Here is a 19,606-nt window from a genome sequence, read left to right as displayed (position 1 = left end):
CACCCCGGCTCATTGCATTTTCACCAGCTCCTGCGGCCAGCGGCCGGGACGAACCAACGCGCGCATAATCGAGAGAGGCAACCATGGCACTCAATCTGACACCCCCTGACATCAGCGAGCTGAAACCGCGGATCACCGTCTTCGGCGTCGGCGGCGCGGGTGGTAATGCCGTCAACAACATGATCACCGCCGGGTTGCAGGGCGTCGACTTCGTCGTCGCCAACACCGACGCGCAGGCACTGACCATGTCGAAGGCGCAGCGCATCATTCAGATGGGCACCCAGGTCACCCAGGGGCTCGGCGCCGGTTCGCAGCCCGATGTCGGCGCTGCGGCCGCGCAGGAGGTCATGGACGAGCTGCGCGATCACCTGACCGGCGCCAACATGGTGTTCGTCACCGCCGGCATGGGCGGCGGGACCGGCACCGGGGCTGCGCCGGTGATTGCCAAGGCTGCCCGCGAGATGGGAATCCTCACCGTCGGCGTGGTGACGAAGCCGTTCCACTTCGAGGGTCAGCGCCGGATGCGCACCGCCGAGCACGGTATCTCCGAGCTCCACAAGGTGGTCGACACGCTGCTGATCATCCCGAACCAGAACTTGTTCCGGGTCGCCAACGAGAAGACCACCTTCGCCGACGCCTTCGCGATGGCCGACCAGGTGCTGTACTCGGGCGTCGCCTGCATCACCGACCTGATGGTCAAGGAAGGCCTGATCAACCTCGACTTCGCCGACGTCCGCGCCGTGATGCGGGAAATGGGCAAGGCGATGATGGGCACCGGCGAGGCCACCGGCGAGAAGCGTGCGCTGACCGCCGCCGAAGCCGCGATCGCCAACCCACTGATCGACGATAGCTCGATGAAGGGCGCCCGCGGCCTGTTGATCTCGATCACGGGCGGCAAGGACCTCACTTTGTTCGAGGTCGACGAAGCCGCAACCCGCATCCGCGAAGAGGTCGATGCCGACGCCAACATCATCGTCGGCGCCACCTTCGACGAATCGCTCGACGGCGTCATTCGCGTCTCGGTGGTCGCAACCGGTATCGAGCAGGCCGCGATTGCTTCCCGCGCCCAGGCTCCCGCGCAGCAGTCGGGCGGCTCGCCCGAGAGCCGGCTGGCCGATCTGACCGCTCGCCTGCGTGCTGACAATCAGCGGATGGCCGAGCGCGCCCAGAAGCTGGAACCGCCGACGGGCGTGACGGTTGCTCCGATTGCTGCTTCCGCCGCGCCGCAGCAGCGTCCGGCCGTCGAGCGCGCCGCGCTCGCGGCGATCGCTGCCGCGGTTGCCCCGGACAGCGCGTCGGCTCAGGCGCCGATGCAGCCCGGGTCTTACGGTGACGTCACCGTGCGGCCGATCGCCCAGAAGCCCACGCTGTTCCCGGACCATGAGGCGGCTCGCGCCGAGCAGCATGAGCCGATGCCGCCCGAGACCTTCATCCCGCAGGCGGCGGAGCGGTCGCCGGTCCGTGCCCCGCGAATGCCGAAGTTCGAGGATCTGCCGATGCCGGCTCAGGCGGAGATCCGCCAGGCCAGCGGTGACGGCGAGGCAGAGCACCCGCAGAAGACCCGGCTGTCGCTGCTGCAGCGGCTGGCCAATGTCGGCCTCGGCCGCCGCGACGAAGAGACCGAGCCGCCGATCGCGGCCCGTGCCTCCGGTCCGGCGATGCCGACGATGCCGCCGCTGCCCGAGCGCAAGCCGGCCCGCAACGTCGCTCAACAGATTTCGGCGAACGAATCGCCGGTATCGGAATATGCGAAGCGTCCGGCACCGCAGGGATTGGACGCCCATGGCCGCCAGGCGCCTGTTGCCCCGGCGCCACAGGGTGACGACCATCTTGATATCCCGGCCTTCCTGCGCCGGCAGGCAAACTGAAGTTTGTTACAACCTTGACGACGAAGAAGGCCTCGGCGGGGAACCGCCGGGGCCTTCTCCTTTTGGCGGGCAGGCGGTTGCGCTTGGTAATCAAGCGACTGATTTTAAATCATTAATTATTCTTTCGGTGGTCAGATGGCCACTCGCCGAGGGCCGTTTTCGCTGCCGCAATTTGGTTAACCTTGGGCGCGAATGCGGCGGAGATGGGGTAACAATCGGTAAAGAAGCGTGAGTTGGCGCGGTTTAGGGCTGTGACTATGGTCTGCCGGGACTTGGGGAGCTCATGCGAGTCGGCCTTGGGGAAGTTTGGCCACTTGAATTGAGCGAAGTCGGGTAGTGGGCATTATCGAATGAAGTTTAGCCGTCAGACAACGCTTCGGTCGCAAGCCACCGTGACTGGCGTAGGCGTTCATTCCGGTCTTCCTGTCAGTCTCACGCTGGGACCTGCGCCTGTCGACGCGGGTTATATTTTTGTCCGCACCGGTCTCGATGGTGCCGACCGCGAAGTTACCGCCACCGCCGACGCTGTGATCGCGACCGAATTCGCGACGGTGCTGGGTGACCGCGAAGGCCCGCTCGTCTCGACCGCGGAGCATGTTCTCGCCGCGCTGCGCGGCATGGGCGTCGACAACGCCACGATCGAAGTCGATGGGGCAGAAGTTCCGATCATGGACGGCAGCGCTGCGGCGTTCGTTGCAGCCATCGATCAGGCCGGCATTGTGACCCAGCCCGCCGTCCGCCGCTTCATCCAGGTGCTGAAGCCGGTGCAGGTCAAGATCGGTGACGCGATGGGTGAGCTGCGTCCGTTCGCCGGCGGGTTCCGCGCCGAGGTCGAAATCAATTTCGCCAACAAGGTGATCGGTCACCAGACCTACTCCTTCGATCTGTCGCCGGAAGGCTTCCGCCGCGAAGTCGCGCGGGCCCGTACGTTCGGCTGCATGAATGACGTGGCGCGGCTGTGGGGCGCTGGCTTCGCGCTCGGCGCCTCCTTCGACAACACGGTGGTGTTCGACGAGGCCCGCCTGCTCAACGCCGAGGGCCTGCGGTACGCCGACGAGTGCGCCCGCCACAAGGTGCTTGACGTGATCGGCGATCTCGCGCTGGCCGGCCTGCCGCTGCTCGGCAGCTACCGTTCGGTTCGCGGCGGTCACAAGCTCAACAACGCGGTGCTGAAGGCGCTGCTCTCCGACCGCAGCGCCTGGCGCGTGGTCGAATCGGAAACCGCCCGGCGGCCGGTCCGCGGCCATGTCGAAGCCGGTGCAAGCGCGGTGGGCGGCCTCGTCGCCCCGGCCTACGGTCCGGACGTGTCCTGATCGCCCAAGTCCTGATCGCTTGGCCGGTCAGCCCGATTTCCGTAATAACCACAGCAGGCTGTGAGCTTCGCCGGGTCGCCTTATTCCCGGCGGATTGGCTCCCTATTCGGTTGGTCGACGGTCATTTTTCGGTTAAACAGGCCCGCGGTTGCCTTGATACGGCGCCAACGGCGCGAGAGATATTGCATCCATGATCGCGGTTCATGGGTGGAGTGGGGTCGCCGTTAACCGCATCAAAGGCGTCAGGTTTTACAATCCATGTCGGCAATGCGTATGGCGCTCGAACCACGCTCTTCTTCTGACGTCTCCGGCCTGACCAAGGCTGTGCGCACGCTGCGTTTCGCGGCGGGCCTGATCGTGCTGGCGTTGCCGCTCTCAGGCTGCGGCACCGGCGCGCTGTGGGACAAGTTCATGGCCAAGGACGATACCTTCGTCGATGAGCCCGCGGACAAGCTCTACAATGAGGGCTTGTACATGATGAACGAGAAGAAGGACCTGAAGGCCGCTTCGAAGAAGTTCGAAGAAGTCGACCGTCAGCATCCTTATTCGGACTGGGCGCGCAAGTCGCTCCTGATGTCGGCCTATTCGTACTATCAGGCGGGCGACTACGACAGCTGCATCGGCTCCGCCACCCGCTACGTGACGCTGCATCCCGGCAGCCCGGACGCGTCCTATGCGCAGTACCTGATCGCGGCATCGCATTTCGACCAGATCCCGGACATCTCGCGCGACCAGGGCCGCACCGAGAAGGCGATCGCGGCGCTCGAAGAGGTGGTGCGCAAATATCCGACCTCGGAATACGCCACCCAGGCCAAGAACAAGATCCAGGCCGCGCGCGACCAGCTCGCCGGCAAGGAGATGGCAGTCGGGCGCTATTACATCGAGAAGCGCGACTTCACCGCCGCGATCAACCGCTTCAAGACCGTGGTCACCCAGTACCAGACCACCCGCCACGTCGAAGAGGCGCTCTACCGGCTCACCGAGGCCTATATGGCGATCGGCATCGCCGGCGAGGCGCAGACCGCGGCGGCAGTGCTCGGCCACAATTTTCCGGACAGCCGCTGGTACAAGGACGCATATAATCTAGTAAAGTCCGGCGGTCTCGAGCCGAGCGAGAATCAGGGATCCTGGATCAGCAGGACCTTCAAGAAGATAGGTCTCGGCTAGGAATTGTCCTCGCATGCTGGCCCGTCTGTCGATCCGTGACATCGTCCTGATCGAACGGCTCGATATCGAATTTTCCCGTGGCCTGGCGGTGCTGACCGGCGAAACCGGTGCCGGCAAATCCATCCTGCTTGATGCCTTTGCGCTGGCGCTCGGCGGCCGCGGCGATGCCGGGCTGGTGCGCCATGGCGCCGAGCAGGGCCAGGTCACCGCCACGTTCGATGTCCCGAAGGGTCATCCGGCCGCAAAAATCCTCGCCGAGAACGGCCTCGACGACACCGGCGAGATGATCCTGCGCCGCGTGCAACTCGCCGACGGCCGCACCCGCGCCTTCATCAACGACCAGGCGATCAGCGTGCAGACCCTGAAGGCGGTTGGCGCGGCACTGGTCGAGATCCACGGCCAGCACGACGAGCGTGCTTTGGTCGATGCCTCCACCCACCGCCAGCTGCTCGATGCCTTCGCCGGGCACGAGAAGGACGTCGCGGCGCTGGAGGCGCTGTGGGATATCAGGCGGACCGCCAACGCCGACCTCGACGCGCATCGCGCCGGCATGGAGCGCGCCGCGCGCGAGGCCGACTATTTGCGCCATGCCTCCCAGGAGCTGAAGACGCTGGCGCCGAAGGAGGGCGAGGAGACCGAGCTCGCCAACCGCCGCACCACCATGATGCAGGGCGAGAAGGTCGCGACCGATCTGCGCGAGGCGCAGGAGGCGATCGGCGGCTCGCATTCGCCGGTGTCGGCCCTGTCGGCCGCGGTGCGGCGGCTGGAGCGGCGCGCCGCCAATGCGCCCAGCCTGATCGAGCCGGCGGTCAAGGCGATCGATATCGCGATCAATGCGCTGGAAGAGGCTGACCAGCATCTCCACGCGGCACTGGCGGCGACCGATTTCGATCCGGCCGAGCTCGAACGGATCGAGGAGCGGTTGTTCGCGCTGCGCGCTGCCTCACGCAAATATTCGACGCCGGTCGATCTGCTGGCCGCACTGGCTGCGCAATATGCTGGTGATGTCGCGCTGATCGATGCCGGCGCCGACCAGTTGAAGAAGCTGGAAGCGGCGGCCGCCGAGGCCGACAAGCGCTATGCTGCCGCGGCGGCAAAGCTGTCGGCGGCACGCACCAAGGCGGCCGAGAAGCTCAACAAGGCCGTCAACGCCGAGCTCGCGCCGCTGAAGCTCGAGCGCGCGAAATTCATGACCCAGGTCGAGGCCAATGCCGCCGCGCCGGGGCCGCAGGGCATCGACCGCGTCGAGTTCTGGGTCCAGACCAATCCGGGGACCAAGCCCGGGCCGATGATGAAGGTCGCCTCCGGCGGAGAGCTGTCGCGCTTCCTGCTGGCGCTGAAGGTCGTGCTGGCGGATCGCGGCTCGGCGCCGACTTTGGTATTCGACGAAATCGACACCGGCGTCGGCGGCGCGGTGGCGGATGCGATCGGCTCGCGGCTGGCACGTCTCGCCGGCAAGGTGCAGGTGATGGCGGTGACGCATGCGCCGCAGGTCGCAGCCCGCGCCAGCCAGCATCTTCTGATCTCCAAGGATGCGCTCGACAAGGGCAAGCGGGTCGCCACCCGCGTCAACGCGCTCGCCGCCGACCATCGCCGCGAAGAGATCGCGCGTATGCTGGCCGGCGCCGAGATCACCGCGGAGGCGAGGGCAGCGGCGGAGCGGCTGCTGCGGGCGGCGAGCTAGTCGCGCCCATGGCCACCAAGGCGAAGAAAGCGCTGGTCGACGTCGATAAGCTCACCAAGGCCCAGGCCAAGGTCGAGCATATGCGGCTTTCACTCGAGATCGAGGCGCACAACGAGCGCTACTATCAGAAGGACGCGCCGACCGTATCCGACGCGGCCTACGACGCTTTGCGGCAGCGCCTGGAGGCAATCGAGGCCAGGTTTCCCGATCTCGTCACCAGGGACTCACCGACGCAGACGGTCGGCGCTGCGCCGGCCCGCGGCTTTGCCAAGGTGCAGCATGTCGTTCCGATGCTGTCGCTCGGCAATGCGTTCAGCGACGAGGACGTCACCGAATTCGTCGAACGGATCAGGCGCTTTCTCAAACTGGATGCCGATCATATTCTGGCGCTGGTCGCCGAGCCGAAGATCGACGGCCTGTCGCTTTCGCTGCGCTACGAAGATGGCGAACTGGTCCGCGCCGCGACCCGTGGCGACGGCTTCACCGGCGAGGATGTCACCGCCAACGTCCGTACCATCAAGGACATTCCGCACACCCTGAAGGGACGCAACGTTCCGGCAGCCTGCGAAATGCGCGGCGAAGTCTATATGCTCAAGAAGGACTTCCTTGAGCTGAACAAGAAGCAGGCCGCGGCCGACGACACGGTGTTTGCCAATCCGCGCAATTCGGCGGCGGGTTCGCTGCGTCAGAAGGACGTCTCGATCACCGCGTCACGACCGCTGAAATTCTTCGCCTATACATGGGGCGAGATGAGCGAGCCGCCCGCCGACACCCAGCACGGCATGCTGGAGTGGATGGACAAAGCAGGCTTTGTGGTCAATCCGCTGATCACGCTCTGCAAGAGCGTCGATGACGTCCTGAAGTTCTACAACAAGATCGGCGAGGAGCGGGCCTCGCTCGGATACGACATTGACGGCGTGGTCTACAAGGTCGACCGCCTTGACTGGCAGGAGCGGCTCGGCTTCGTGTCGCGCAGCCCGCGCTGGGCCATCGCACACAAATTCGCGGCCGAGCAGGCTACGACGGTTCTCAAGGGTATCGACATCCAGGTGGGGCGCACCGGAGCGATGACGCCGGTCGCGCGGCTCGAACCGGTGACGGTCGGCGGCGTCGTGGTTTCGAACGCGACCCTGCACAACGAGGACTACATCAAGGGCATCGGCAACGATGGAAATCCGATCCGGGATGGCGTCGATCTCCGCGTCGACGACACCGTCGTGGTGCAGCGCGCCGGCGACGTCATCCCCCAGGTCGTCAGCGTCGTTCTGGACAAGCGGCCCAAGAGCGCGAAGCCGTACAAGTTTCCGGACACCTGCCCGGTGTGCGGCAGTCACGCGATTCGCGAGGAGGGTGAGGCGGTGCGCCGCTGCACCGGCGCGTTGATCTGTCCGGCGCAGGCGGTCGAGCGGCTGAAGCATTTCGTGTCGCGCCTTGCCTTCGATATCGATGGTCTCGGCGAAAAGCAGATCCAGGAATTCTACGAGGACGGACTGGTGAAGTCGCCGGTCGATATCTTCACGCTTCGCGAGCGGGACCAACGCTCGACCAGCAAATTGCTGGAGCGCGAAGGCTACGGCGAAACCTCGGTACGCAACCTGTTCGACGCGATCGATGCTCGCCGCAACATCGACCTGCACCGGTTGATCTTTGCGCTCGGCATTCGCCATGTCGGCGAAGGTAATGCCAAGCTGCTCGCGCGGCACTACCACACGATCGAGAATTTCCGTGAGGCGATGCTGGCCGCCGCCAAGGGCAGCGCGGACGAAGAGAACACCACCGAGGCCTATCATGACCTCAACGATATCGATGGCATCGGCGAGATCGTCGCGGATGCGGTGGTCGAGTTCTTTGCCGAGCCGCGCAACGTCAAGGCGCTCGGTGAATTGTTGCACCAGATCGAGGTGAAGCCCGCCGAGCAGCCGCGCAAGAGCTCGCCGGTCTCGGACAAGACCGTGGTGTTCACGGGGTCGCTGACGAAATTCACCCGCGACGAAGCCAAGGCGATGGCCGAGCGGCTCGGCGCCAAGGTCGCGGGCTCGGTTTCAAAAAAGACGGATTACGTTGTCGCAGGCGAAGAAGCAGGCTCGAAGCTGACCAAGGCGCGCGAGCTCGGCGTTGCGGTGCTGACCGAAGACGAGTGGCTGAAGCTGATCGAGGAGTGAGACGCTTCCTCCGTCATTGCGAGGAGCGATAGCGACGAAGCAATCCATCGCTCCGCATACGCCGAAGCATGGATTGCTTCGCTTCGCTCGCAATGACGGCAAGGTGCGGAGGATGACGAGTTGCGGGTGAGGCGCACGCCTCACATCATCCCCTGCTCATCCTCCTCGGCCTGCGCGATCAGCTCTTCGCTCACCACCACGTTCCGCCGCGGCACCACGAAGATCATGGTGCAGGCGCAGGCGAGCGAGATCGCGAAGAGGGCCGATGTCAGCGGCAGCGTGGTGGTGGAGTGGCCGCCGAGATAGGCGCCGAACTGCGAGACCAGCGAACCGATGCCCTGCTGCAGGAAGCCCATGGCGCCCGAGGCGGTGCCGGCGGCCTCGGGGCGGATGCTGATGGCGCCGGCGGCGGAATTCGCCATCACGAAGGCATTGGCGACCATCACGATCATCTGGGTGCCGAACAGCCAGAGCGGCGCCTGGTTCAGCCCGGCGAAACTCCAGATCAGGTTCAAGAGACTGCCGCCGACCTGCAGCGCGAGGCCGAACCAGATCAGCTTCTCCAGCGAGTGCCGCGGTGCGAAGCGGACGCAGAGCAGATTGCCGATGAAGTAGCCGAACCCCGTCATCGCGAACCACGCGCCGTACTCGGCGCTGCTGCGGCCCATCTGGGTCACCACGATATAGGGACCGCCGCCGGCGAAGGCGAAGATGATCTGTGAGGCCAGCACCTGGCACAGCAGATAGCCGACGAAGGCGCGGCTTCGCATCAACTTGCCCAGGTCGCCGCGAAAGCTGGAGCTGTCGGCGCGGTCGCGGCGGGTTTCGGGCAGCGCCAGCGTGATGAAGATCGTGGTGACCAGCGACGCCGCGGTGATGAGATAGAGGATCGCGCGCCAGCCGAATGTGGTCTCCAAAAGACCGCCGGTGAGCGGGCTCACCATCTGTGCGATCATTAGCGCGGCAACGACGAGGCTGATCATGGCGCCGACCCGCTCGCGCGGATAGAGATCGCGGATGATGGCGCGGCTGATCACCATGCCGCTGGCGCCGCCAAGCGCCTGGAAGAAGCGCGCCGCGATCAGCTGCGGCAGGGTCTCGGCGAAGTCAGAGCCGATGCCGGCCACCACCATCAGGCCGAGACCCGCGAGCAGCACCGGCCGGCGGCCGAACTTGTCGGACAGCGGCCCCATGATCAGCTGCGAGAGCGCGATGCCGACCATGTAGAGCGACACGGTCATCTGCGCGATTCCGATGTCGCGGCCGAACGTGGTCGCCAGTACGGGCAGCGCCGGAACCAGCATGTAGAGCGAGATCGGCGCGACGCCCGTCATCACGACGAGCATCAGCAGCATGACCTTCGATGTCGCGATGTTGTTGTCTTCAGTGTTGCCTTGGGCCGCGCCGGGCGGCTTGCCCATCACGCCGTGCATTCAGGTCCGATCCAGCATTGTCGAACGACTGTAGCGTGCCCGTTCGCGCGGAATACGGGTGTTTCGGCATACGCCCATGCGATTTCAGGAGACGCAGCGGTGATGTTTCGTCTCGCGCAACAAGCACAGGTGCCGTCAGCCACAAATTCCGCTGTCGTCCTCCGCGAAAGCGGGGGACCCAGTATTCCAGAGGCGGTCATTGCTTAACGGATAGGCCGCGGCGTACTGGATCCCCCGCTTTCGCGGGGGATGACACCGAGTGTGAGGAGCGGGGAGCGCTAAACTCGACGCTGCTACTTCAGCGCCGCCGTCGCCTCGTCGAGCCACAGCTTCGTCGCGTTGTCGTCGAGGTGCGGACGCACCACGCGGGCGACGCGGGCGTGGTAGTCGTTGAGCCAGCTCAATTCGCCTTCGCTCAGCATGCTGACCTCGATCAGGCGGCGATCGATCGGCGCCAGGGTCAGGGTCTCGAATGCGTTGACCGGCTTCTCGGCGCCGGCAATGTCGGTGCCGATCACTAGCTCGAGGTTCTCGATCCTTATGCCGTAGGCGTCGGTCTTGTAGTAGCCGGGCTCGTTGGACAGGATCATGCCGCGCTTCAGCGGCGTGGTGCCGAGCTTCGAGATCCGCGCCGGCCCTTCGTGGACGCTGAGATAGCTACCGACGCCGTGGCCGGTGCCATGCTCGAAGTCGATCCCGGCCTGCCAGAGATGTTGCCGCGCGAAGCTGTCGAGCTGCGCGCCGGTGGTACCGTCGGGGAAGATCGCGCGGGCGATCGCGATATGGCCGCGCAGCACGCGGGTGAAGCGGTCGCGCATCTCGTCGGTCGGCTTGCCGATCGCGATGGTGCGGGTGACGTCGGTGGTGCCGTCCTCATACTGGGCGCCGGAATCGATCAGCAGGAGATCGCCGGGCGCGATGCGGCGGTTGCTCTTGCGCGTCACGCGATAATGCACGATGGCGCCGTTCGGCCCGGTGCCGGCGATGGTCGGGAACGAGACGTCCTTTAGCGCGCCGGTCTGGCGGCGGAAGGTTTCCAAAGCCTCGACGGTGTCGATCTCGGTGAGGTGGCCCGAGGGTGCCTCGCGGTCGATCCAGGCGAGGAAGCGCGTCAGCGCCACCGCGTCGCGCTGATGCGCCGTCCGCGTGCCGTCGATCTCGGTGAGGTTCTTGACCGCCTTCAGCAGGCTGACCGGATCGCTGCCGCGCACCGGCTTGCCGCCGGCGCCGGTGATCAGGCGGCTCAGCGCGTCGGCCGCGGTCGCGCTGTCGAGTGCGATCGAGGCGCCGCGTTTGGCGAGCTCGGTCAGTTTTGGCGTCAGCGCCGCCGGCTCCTCGACATCGGCGGACTGCTCGAGATGGTCGCGCGTCGCGTTGGACAGCTTGCGGTGATCGATGAATACCAGCGGCCGGCCTTCCTTCGGCACCAGCGCGTAGGACAGCGGCAGCGGCGTGTGCGAGACATCGGCGCCACGGATGTTGAAGGTCCAGGCCACCGCGTGGCTGTCCGAGAGCACCAGCGCATCGACGCCGAGCTTGTTGATCTCGAGCCGGATGCGCTTCAGCTTCTCGGCCTCGATCTCGCCGGAAAACTGCATGCCGTGGATCGCGACCGGGCCGAGCGGCGGAGCCGGCCGTTCGTGCCAGACCGTATCGACCGGGTTGCCGTCGACGGCGACCAGCTCGGCGCCGGCCTTGGCGCAGGCCGCCGCCAGCCGTTCGGCTGCCGCGGAAGTGTGCAGCCACGGGTCAAATCCTAGGCGGTCGCCTGCTGCCAGATGCCGGGTCAGCCAGTGCTCCGGCGGCGGCTCGACCAGCGGCTCGACCTGCCAGGCCTTAGCGTCGACCTGCTTGCCGGCCTGCAACGTATAGCGCCCGTCGACGAACAGGGCGGCTTCCTTGCTCAGCACGATCGCAAGTCCAGCCGATCCGGTGAAGCCGGTCAGCCAGGCAAGCCGCTCCTCGGACGCCGCAACATACTCATTCTGCTGCTGATCGGCGCGCGGAACCACAAAGCCGGTCAGCTTGCGCCGCGCCAGTTCCTCACGCAGTGCGCTTAAGCGGGCAGTCAGCGCCACGCCGCCTTCGGGCTCTTCGAACGTCTGGAAATGGGCTTCGAACATCGCCTTTGCACTCTCTTCCGATGCAGCATGATCTTCGCGCCAACGCGCTGAGGCATGACCACATTTTTGGCATAACTTATGCTTGAATCATGGCATAGTGGAAGTGACCGGACGATGTCCACCATCGCCGGTCAAGCGTACGGGGAGTGTCCAGGAGTGTCTCAACTCAACGGTGAGGAGAAGCACGATGCCTGCATTCACGTTTGAGAAGATCTCGCCGCCGGTCCCCCGCGGCCCGATCCCTCCGATCGAACAGAAGCAACGTGGCGTCATCGTGCAGATGCTCGACCGTTTGGTCGAGGCGCGGGCCAGGCGCGCAGCCGGTCAGGACAAGGTCGAGACGCCTGCCCGCGATTCCCTAGCGCCGAAATAACCAACCCGCAGATTCCGCTTACTGCGCAAGGTCGGATGCCTTCGCCACGGTCACATTGACGACTTTGGTGCCTTCGAGCTCGCGCACGATCCGCTCATCAGGGCCGACGATACCCAGATCGAATTCGCGCTCGGGCGTCAGCAGCGTCATGCGTTGGCCAACGATGACGACGACGGTCATGTCGAGCGTCTCGCCGGATATCGCCCACTCCCTGAGCTCGTTGCGAAACGGCTCCCTGCGCCAGGCGTCGGGGAAGCCCGGATCGCATCTGACCTCGAGGCCGTCGTCCGACGTGGTCAGGACGAGCTTCGATCGAGAGGGCTTCCAGTGCTCCTCCAGCAATTCGTTGACCAGCCAGACGCAGCTGAACGCGCGGCACTCTGCCGGCCGGCTCGGATAGATCCGGCAGCCGCGCCCCGGCCTGCAATGCGCACACCACGCGTTGGCCGGCTTCGCCAGCTGCTCGATCGCCATCACCTTGCAGCAGAGCGTGCAGTCGCCGCACTGTCTGCCGGTCGCGGTCATTTCACCTGACCGAGCGCAGCAGCAGGCTGCTCCAGCCCTCGATCCTCAGATGCCGCAGCGGCACCAGCCCGCGGGCGCGATAGGCGGCAATGACCGCCGGCGCCTGATGCGTCAGCAAGCCCGAGAGGATGACCTGCGCCGACGAAGCGAGGTGTCGTGCCATCGGTCCCGCCAGCTGGCGCAGTGGATTGGCGAGGATGTTGGCGAGCACCAGATCGAACGGCCCGTCCTCGGCAAACCGCGGCGACGCAAAGCCGGTGGCACGGATCACATCCACCAGATGTCCTGCCCCGTTCAGCCGGGCGTTCTCATCGGCGACCCGCACCGACGGCGGGTCGATGTCGCTCGCCAGCACCTTGCGATGCTGAGCCTTGGCGGCGGCGATCCCCAGCACGCCGGTCCCAGTGCCGAGATCGAGCACCCGGCGAGGCTGATAGGCCTTCAGCACGTGGTCGAGCAGCAGCAGGCAGCCGCGCGTGGTGCCGTGATGGCCGGTGCCGAAGGCGAGCGCCGCCTCGATCTCGATCCCGAGCTTGTTCGGCGGTATCTTGTGCCGGTCATGCTGGCCGTGGACGATAAACCGGCCGGCTGCGACCGGGACCAAATCTTCCAGGCTGGCTTTGACCCAGTCCTTCGCCTCGACGGTGTCAAAGACCAAAGTTGATGCGACATCGGGCCGCACAGCCTGTCCGACCATCTCGCGCAGCAAGGTTTGGTCCGGCGGCTCCGCAAAATGGACGGTGACGTCCCAGCGGCCATCCGGCCGCTCGAAGGCGGCAAAGGCCGCCTGATCCTCGAAATACAGCTCGGAAAGCGTGTCGACCACGCGTTTTGCGGTCGGTTCGTCTGGCAGGGTGATGCTGGCGCGGTGTGTGGACGGGGTCATCGGAGGCCGGTAGCGCGGTTTTTGTTAAAATTTCAAGCCGGATTCAATCGAATATCGCGAGAATTGATAGGTTCCCGATTCAGGCAACTTTAGATTTCACCGTAGTAGTACCAGTTCCGGAACCGGGAACTCCCCTGTTCCAGGGCATCACAACTAAGGGCAAGGCTGCAATGAAGACTCTTTTCGTTAGATTTTTGCAGAATGAATCCGGCGCGACCGCCATCGAATATGGACTGATTGCGACCGGTATCGCCATCGCCATCATCGCTGCGGTAAATGGCGTCGGCACGAACTTGAGCGGGACGTTCAACACGGTCGCCAGCTCGCTCAAGTAATTTCGCAGACGGCGTTCTCGAGCAAGCACCGGGCAATGAGGCCCGGTGTTTTCTTTTTTGACAGGTTGTCCACAGAGCCTCGCGTAGCCTGTCCACAAGACATCCAGCGCGTCGTCCCGGGGTTGTCGGCCTCAGTTCCACAGGCAGTCCACCGGGATACTCACCGATTGTCCCGCTAGGGGACACCAGGTCTGACTACAGCCGACCCACAGCCTCTCAACAGATCTGTCCACAGCTTGCCACGCGATCGGCGCGCCCGATGCGCCGTCCGCCCTATGCGAACAGCGCGCGATGGTCGGCGAGCACGGCCCGCGCGGCGTTGTGGCCGGGGGCGCCGGTGACCCCACCGCCGGGATGGGCGCCGGAACCGCAATGGTAGAGACCCCGGAGCGGTCCGCGGTAATCGGCATGGCCGAGCATGGGACGCGCCGAGAACAGCTGGTTCAGCGTCAGCGCGCCGTGAAAGATGTCGCCACCGAGCAGGCCGAACTGCCGCTCGAGGTCGAGCGGCGACAGGATATGGCGGCCGACCACACTGCCCGCGAAGCCGGGGGCGTAGTTATCGACGGTTGCGATCATGAGGTCGGCGACCTCCTCGCGATGGTCGTCCCATGATTTGCCGTCCGGCAATTGCGGCGCGACGTGTTGGCAGAACAGGCTCGCGACATGCTGGCCCGGCGGGCTCAAACTGTCGTCGAGTGTCGAGGGGATCAGCACCTCGACGACGGGCGCGCGGCTCCAGCCGAATTCGCGTGCATCGCGCCAGGCGCGATCCATGTAGCCGAGACCAGGCGCGATGATGATGCCGGCTGTGAGGTGATCGCCGGGGCCGGGCAGCGCGGTGAACGAGGGCAGGGTATCGAGCGCCACATTCATCCTGAACGTGCCGGAGCCGTTCTGCCATCGCGAGATGCGCGTGCGGAATTCGCTTGCCAGCGCACCCTCCGGCACCAGGCGTGTGTAGAGCAGCTTCGGGTTGACGTTCGAGACCACGTACTTGGCGCGCACCGTCTCGCCATTGTCGAGGATGACGCCAATGGCGCGATCCTTGTCGACGATCACCTCGCGGACACCAGCATCGGTCTCGATCTTGACACCATGGCTGCGCGCGGCGCGCGCCATCGCCTGGGTGATCGCGCCCATGCCGCCGATCGCGTGGCCCCAGACACCCTTCTTGCCGTTCACCTCGCCGAATGCATGGTGCAGCATCACATAGGCCGAGCCGGCCGCGTAGGGGCTGGCATAGTTGCCGACGATGGCGTCGAAGCCGAACAGCGCCTTGACGAGGTCGTTCTCGAAACGCTCGTCGAGCATCTCGCCGGCCGAGCGGGTGAACAGGTCGAGCAAATTGCGCTGCTGCTCGAGCGACAGCCGCCGCAGGATGTTGGCGGTGCCGAGCGCGTTGAAGGCTTCACTCATCGCGCCGAGGCCGAAGCCCTCGACGACGTTCGGCGGCGCGCGCAGCACCAATTGGCGCAGCACGTCGGCGATGGCTTCGAGTTCCCCCGAGAACACGCCGATTGTGGCCGCGTCCCGCTGGCTGAGTTTCGCCACCGACTGCTGGGTGCGGCCTTCGCCGGTCAGCAGATAACTGCCGTCGGGTGCGGGCAGGAAGTTCTGCGCGCGGCGTTCGACGATCCTGAGGCCGTGATCGGCAAGTTTCAGGTCGGAGATGATCTGCGGGTTGAGCAGGCTGACTGTGTAGGCGGCGACCGAATTGCGGAAGCCCGGACAGAACTCTTCGGTGACGGCGGCGCCGCCGACCACCTTGCGGCGTTCCACGACCCTGACCTTGAGCCCGGCCATCGCGAGATAGGCCGCGCAGGTCAGGCCGTTGTGCCCCGCACCGATGATGACGACGTCTGTTTCGTTCATGTCCGCTTCAACAAGCAGTGATTAGAGCACGTGCTGTGGCGCCGCAGCGCCGCGTCGTCAAGTCCGCGTGACCGCGGTTTCTTGTCCGTGATACTGCCGTATGATCAATTCAAATCCTCCGGTCGGTGCCGCCGGACCGTCCGCCTCCGGCGCCCGCCGGGTCCATGCCGGAGCTTTCATGACATCTGAGCCGTCCGCCTCGCGAAACCGGCTGGTGCTGGTTGTCTATACCGCGGCGATCTTCGTCAGTGCGCTGCTGCTGTTCTCGGTGCAGCCGCTGTTCACCAAGATGGTGTTGCCGCGGCTCGGCGGCTCGCCGGCGGTGTGGTCGGTGGCGATGGTGTTTTTCCAGTCGCTGCTGCTCGGCGGCTATGCCTATGCGCATCTCCTGATGAAGCTGAACAGCCGCATTGTGCCGATCGTGGTGCATCTGGTGCTGCTCGTCGTCGCGCTGCTGACATTGCCGCTCTCGATCAAAAGCGGCTGGGGCGAGCCGCCGACTTCGGGCTATGCGGTCTGGCTGCTCGGCCTGTTCGCGGTCTCGATCGGCCTGCCGTTCTTCGCGCTCGCCGCCAACAATCCGCTGCTGCAGGCCTGGTTCGTGCGCACCGGCCACCCCAACGGCCCCGACCCGTATTTTCTCTATGCATCCTCGAACATCGGCAGCTTCCTGGCGCTGCTGTCCTATCCCGTGCTGCTCGAGCCGATGTTCACATTGCGCACCCAGAACCTGATCTGGACCGGCGGCTATGGCCTGCTGATCATCCTGATTGCAGGCTGCGGCGTGCTGCTGTTGCGTTCGCCGGCCTATGCCGCCGCGCTGGACACGCAAGTCGATGATGCCGATGCGCCGGCGCCGTCCTGGTCGCGGCGGGCGCGCTGGATCTTCCTGGCTGCCGTGCCGTCCGGCCTGCTGATCGCCGTGACGGCGCATATCTCGACCGACGTCGCGGCCGCTCCCCTGCTTTGGGTGCTGCCGCTGTCGCTGTATCTGCTGACCTGGGTGCTGGTGTTCCAGTCGCGGCCGCTGCTGCCGCACAAATGGATGCTGCTGGCGCAGCCGCTGGCGATTGCCGGCGTCGTGATCCTGCTCGCGGTCGGCGGCGAGCAGAACCTGCTGCTCACGCTCGGCGGCCATCAGCTCTGCTTCTTCATCATCGCGATGGCCTGCCATGGCGAGCTCGCGCGCACCCGCCCGGCCGCGAAATATCTCACCGGCTTTTATGTCGCGCTGTCGTTCGGCGGCATGGTCGGCGGCCTGTTCGCGGGGCTGATCGCGCCGTTCACCTTCTCATGGATCGCCGAATATCCGATCCTGCTGGCGCTCGCGGCGTTGTGCCGTCCGCCCGGCGGCGCAGAGCGGCTGCCGCGCTGGAGCGCCTGGTACTGGCCGTTCCTTGCGGTGCTGGCGGTGGCGCTGATCGCGCCGAGCTACTCGGCCGGCGACATTTTCAACTGGTTCGACGACCACCGGGTGTGGATGATCGGCGCAGTCGGCGTGCTCTCGGCGCTGCTCGCACTCGCACTGAACGCCAATCGCTGGAAGATCTTCGCCACCGTCGCCGTCGCGCTGGTGGTGCTGCGCGCCTATCCATCCGACGATGGCCGCGTCGAAACCGTGCGCAGCTTCTTCGGCGTGCACAAGATCGTGGTGACGCCGAACGGGCAGTATCACGTGCTGATGCACGGCACCACGATCCACGGCGCCGAGAAGTTCAAGAACGACGACGGCACGCCGGTCACCGGAAAGCCGGAGCCGATCAGCTACTATCACAAGGACGGCGGCATCGGGCAGGCGATTACCGCAATGCGCGCGCGCAAGGGCGCGCCGCTGAAAGTGGCTGTCATCGGGCTCGGCTCAGGGACGTTGACCTGCGCCTCGGCGCCCGGCGAGGACTGGCGTTTCTTCGAGATCGACCAGTCGATGGTCGATACCGCGCGCGATCCAAAATACTTCACCTACATCCAGAGCTGCGAGCCGAATCTGAAGCCCGTGATCGGCGACGCGCGGCTGACCTTCGCCAAGGAGCCGGATGGCGTCTACGATCTCATCATCGTCGACGCCTATTCGTCGGACGCGATCCCGATCCATCTCGCGACCGAGGAGGCGATGGCGATCTACAAGGAGAAGCTGGCGCCGCAGGGCGCGGTCGTGATGCACGTCTCCAACCGCCATCTCGAACTTGCCAGCGTCGTGGTCGGCATCGCCGATGCCAACGACATGAAGAGCTGGGTCTACAGCGAGGATTCCGGGCGCGACAACGAGTACATCTTCCCGACCTCGGTCGTGGTCTCCGCGCGCGAAGACGCCGATGTCGGCAAGCTCGCATCGTCTGATGTCTGGACCGAGACCGATGCTAACGAGAAGCAGCGGGTCTGGACCGACGACTATTCGAACGTGCTGGGGGCGGTCTACCGGCGCCTGCGCGATGGCGAGCAGTAGGGTCGAGCGGTCTTGCTCTAGAGCATTTCGGTTCTGATTGAATCTGAACCGAAGCTCTAGATTCTTGTTTGACGCGTTTTCTTCACGCGAACCGGTAGCCACTTCGCTCGAAAACGCTCTAGCGGTCGGCTACCAGCAGCTTCGCGATCTGGGAGCTGACGATCGCGGTGAACAGTTCGGGGTCGTTGAAAGCCCGCGCAGAGAGCATAGCTCCGTGAACCGACGCCATCAGCATTTGCGCCTCGTCTTCCGGCCGATTGTCCAACCGGAACAGGTGCTGCTCTGCACCGGCCTTCAGCACCGACGCAAGCCATGTCGCGAGACCATGGAAATGGGCCCGGACGCGCGATGCGACCTCTTCGGGCAACATCGGCATCTCGCCGGCAAGCATCGCGCAGACGCAGAAGGGCAGCGAGGCATCCCGAATGCACGTCTGCCAGAAGTTCAGATAAGACTGCAGTTGTTCGGCCGGGCTCGCGAATTGCTCCTGGAGAGACCTCAGGCCCAGTTCCGCCTGTCGCCTGTAGCGATCCACCAGCACCGAGACCAGTTCGGCCTTTGTCGGGAAGTGATGGTGAATGCTCGCCTTCCTGATGCCGATCGCATCCGAGATGTCGGCGTAGCTGAACGCGTTGTAGCCTCCTGCGACGATGAGAGACTGCGCGACGTCGAGGATTTTTTCCGATGTCGAACTCATTGATCCCATACCGGCGCCTACCTTCCAGTAGGTAAGTTGTCAACCTAGTCCAGCTCTTCCGTCCCACACAAGAAGGTGTCCGGGCATCGGATTGACTTAAAAGAGCAGCCTCCCTACTAGTAGGAAGGTAAACGAGGAGCCTGTTAATGCAAAGCCACCCTTCGACCCAATCCGCCTGGCTGCGGTCCTATTATCTCGGGCGCGGCATATTCTCGATCGCCTGGGTTGCCGCCGCTGTCCTGTTCAGCGGGCAACCCGGCGCCGCCGCGTTTTTGCTCGTGATCTATCCAGCATGGGACGCCCTCGCCAATCTGGCTGACGCCCGGGTCAACGGCGGCCTGAAGGCCAGCCCATCCCAGGCATTGAATGTCGTGGTCAGCACGGTAACTGCGCTCGCCGTGTTTGCGGCGGTCAGCCACAGCACCTATGCCGTCCTTGCCGTGTTCGGGGTTTGGGCGATCCTTTCGGGTCTGCTGCAACTGTACACGGGCGTGGGGCGCTGGCGTCAGTATGGTGCGCAATGGGCAATGATCCTGAGTGGCGCGCAGTCGGCCCTCGCCGGCGGTTACATGATCAGCCGATCCATCGGCACCGTTGCGCCGACTATCCTCGACGTCGCTCCCTATGCGGGGTTCGGTGCGTTTTACTTCATGCTGTCCGCAATCTGGCTCGCCGCCCTGGCCTGGCGTAGCGCGCACGCATAGGTGCTGTGTGGTCGCGCT

The 19,606-nt window shown here is 65.0% G+C and carries 15 protein-coding genes; 9 read left to right on the top strand and 6 right to left on the bottom strand.

Going from position 1 to position 19,606, the window contains the following annotated elements; translation table 11 throughout:
• The first annotated feature begins 83 nt into the window (after nucleotides 1-83).
• The 5 genes from ftsZ (at nucleotide 84) to ligA (ending at nucleotide 8,194) form a co-directional block, all read left to right on the top strand.
• Nucleotides 84-1,868 (top strand): cell division protein FtsZ, encoded by a 1,785-nt coding sequence (gene ftsZ, locus Q0030_RS22785; RefSeq protein WP_298371900.1) that lies wholly within the window; start codon nucleotides 84-86, stop codon nucleotides 1,866-1,868.
• A 350-nt stretch (nucleotides 1,869-2,218) separates the two neighbouring features.
• On the top strand, nucleotides 2,219-3,181 hold the full coding sequence (lpxC, locus tag Q0030_RS22780) for a UDP-3-O-acyl-N-acetylglucosamine deacetylase (RefSeq protein ID WP_298371898.1): 963 nt from the start codon (nucleotides 2,219-2,221) through the stop codon (nucleotides 3,179-3,181).
• Between the two features lie 273 nt (nucleotides 3,182-3,454).
• Complete coding sequence (locus Q0030_RS22775; RefSeq protein ID WP_298372037.1) at nucleotides 3,455-4,348, top strand: outer membrane protein assembly factor BamD; 894 nt, start codon at nucleotides 3,455-3,457, stop codon at nucleotides 4,346-4,348.
• Between the two features lie 13 nt (nucleotides 4,349-4,361).
• Nucleotides 4,362-6,032: a DNA repair protein RecN gene (gene recN / locus Q0030_RS22770; protein ID WP_298371896.1), complete on the top strand. Its 1,671-nt coding sequence runs from the start codon at nucleotides 4,362-4,364 to the stop codon at nucleotides 6,030-6,032.
• An 8-nt stretch (nucleotides 6,033-6,040) separates the two neighbouring features.
• Nucleotides 6,041-8,194, top strand: coding sequence for an NAD-dependent DNA ligase LigA (gene ligA / locus Q0030_RS22765; protein WP_298371894.1), 2,154 nt, complete (start codon nucleotides 6,041-6,043; stop codon nucleotides 8,192-8,194).
• Between the two features lie 140 nt (nucleotides 8,195-8,334).
• On the opposite strand, the gene Q0030_RS22760 is transcribed toward ligA, so the two are convergent.
• Entirely contained in the window at nucleotides 8,335-9,627 is a 1,293-nt protein-coding gene (locus Q0030_RS22760) for a multidrug effflux MFS transporter (protein ID WP_298371893.1), read from the bottom strand.
• Between the two features lie 293 nt (nucleotides 9,628-9,920).
• Nucleotides 9,921-11,750: an aminopeptidase P family protein gene (locus tag Q0030_RS22755; RefSeq protein ID WP_298371891.1), complete on the bottom strand. Its 1,830-nt coding sequence runs from the start codon at nucleotides 11,748-11,750 to the stop codon at nucleotides 9,921-9,923.
• 187 nt (nucleotides 11,751-11,937) lie between these two features.
• Here Q0030_RS22755 and Q0030_RS22750 point away from each other — a divergent pair, with 187 nt between their 5' ends.
• Nucleotides 11,938-12,123 (top strand): hypothetical protein, encoded by a 186-nt coding sequence (locus tag Q0030_RS22750; protein ID WP_298371889.1) that lies wholly within the window; start codon nucleotides 11,938-11,940, stop codon nucleotides 12,121-12,123.
• An 18-nt stretch (nucleotides 12,124-12,141) separates the two neighbouring features.
• Here the strand turns inward: Q0030_RS22750 and Q0030_RS22745 are convergent, their stop codons facing one another.
• Both Q0030_RS22745 and Q0030_RS22740 read right to left on the bottom strand, forming a co-directional pair.
• On the bottom strand, nucleotides 12,142-12,648 hold the full coding sequence (locus tag Q0030_RS22745) for a hypothetical protein (protein ID WP_298371887.1): 507 nt from the start codon (nucleotides 12,646-12,648) through the stop codon (nucleotides 12,142-12,144).
• A gap of 1 nt (nucleotide 12,649) precedes the next feature.
• Nucleotides 12,650-13,534, bottom strand: coding sequence for a 50S ribosomal protein L11 methyltransferase (locus tag Q0030_RS22740; protein WP_298371885.1), 885 nt, complete (start codon nucleotides 13,532-13,534; stop codon nucleotides 12,650-12,652).
• Nucleotides 13,535-13,704: 170 nt separating this feature from the next.
• On the opposite strand from Q0030_RS22740, the gene Q0030_RS22735 reads away from it, so the two are divergent.
• Nucleotides 13,705-13,869, top strand: a complete 165-nt coding sequence (locus Q0030_RS22735) for a Flp family type IVb pilin (RefSeq protein ID WP_229169912.1) — start codon at nucleotides 13,705-13,707, stop codon at nucleotides 13,867-13,869.
• A gap of 273 nt (nucleotides 13,870-14,142) precedes the next feature.
• On the opposite strand, the gene Q0030_RS22730 is transcribed toward Q0030_RS22735, so the two are convergent.
• The gene (locus tag Q0030_RS22730; RefSeq protein WP_298371883.1) at nucleotides 14,143-15,744 is read right to left on the bottom strand and encodes an NAD(P)/FAD-dependent oxidoreductase; all 1,602 of its coding nucleotides are present in this window, start codon (nucleotides 15,742-15,744) and stop codon (nucleotides 14,143-14,145) included.
• A gap of 178 nt (nucleotides 15,745-15,922) precedes the next feature.
• Here Q0030_RS22730 and Q0030_RS22725 point away from each other — a divergent pair, with 178 nt between their 5' ends.
• Nucleotides 15,923-18,187 (top strand): fused MFS/spermidine synthase, encoded by a 2,265-nt coding sequence (locus Q0030_RS22725; RefSeq protein ID WP_298371881.1) that lies wholly within the window; start codon nucleotides 15,923-15,925, stop codon nucleotides 18,185-18,187.
• A gap of 118 nt (nucleotides 18,188-18,305) precedes the next feature.
• Here Q0030_RS22725 and Q0030_RS22720 read toward each other — a convergent pair whose 3' ends face one another.
• Nucleotides 18,306-18,893, bottom strand: coding sequence for a TetR/AcrR family transcriptional regulator (locus Q0030_RS22720; RefSeq protein WP_298371879.1), 588 nt, complete (start codon nucleotides 18,891-18,893; stop codon nucleotides 18,306-18,308).
• Nucleotides 18,894-19,030: 137 nt separating this feature from the next.
• Between Q0030_RS22720 and Q0030_RS22715 the strand changes: the two genes are divergently transcribed.
• Entirely contained in the window at nucleotides 19,031-19,588 is a 558-nt protein-coding gene (locus Q0030_RS22715; protein WP_298371877.1) for a DUF308 domain-containing protein, read from the top strand.
• Nucleotides 19,589-19,606: the final 18 nt, after the last annotated feature.

The organism is uncultured Bradyrhizobium sp. (genome assembly GCF_947648125.1).
Taxonomy (GTDB): Bacteria; Pseudomonadota; Alphaproteobacteria; order Rhizobiales; family Xanthobacteraceae; genus Bradyrhizobium.
Note: the sequence above shows the minus strand (reverse complement) of the source record. Positions and strands in the feature narration are given on the sequence as shown.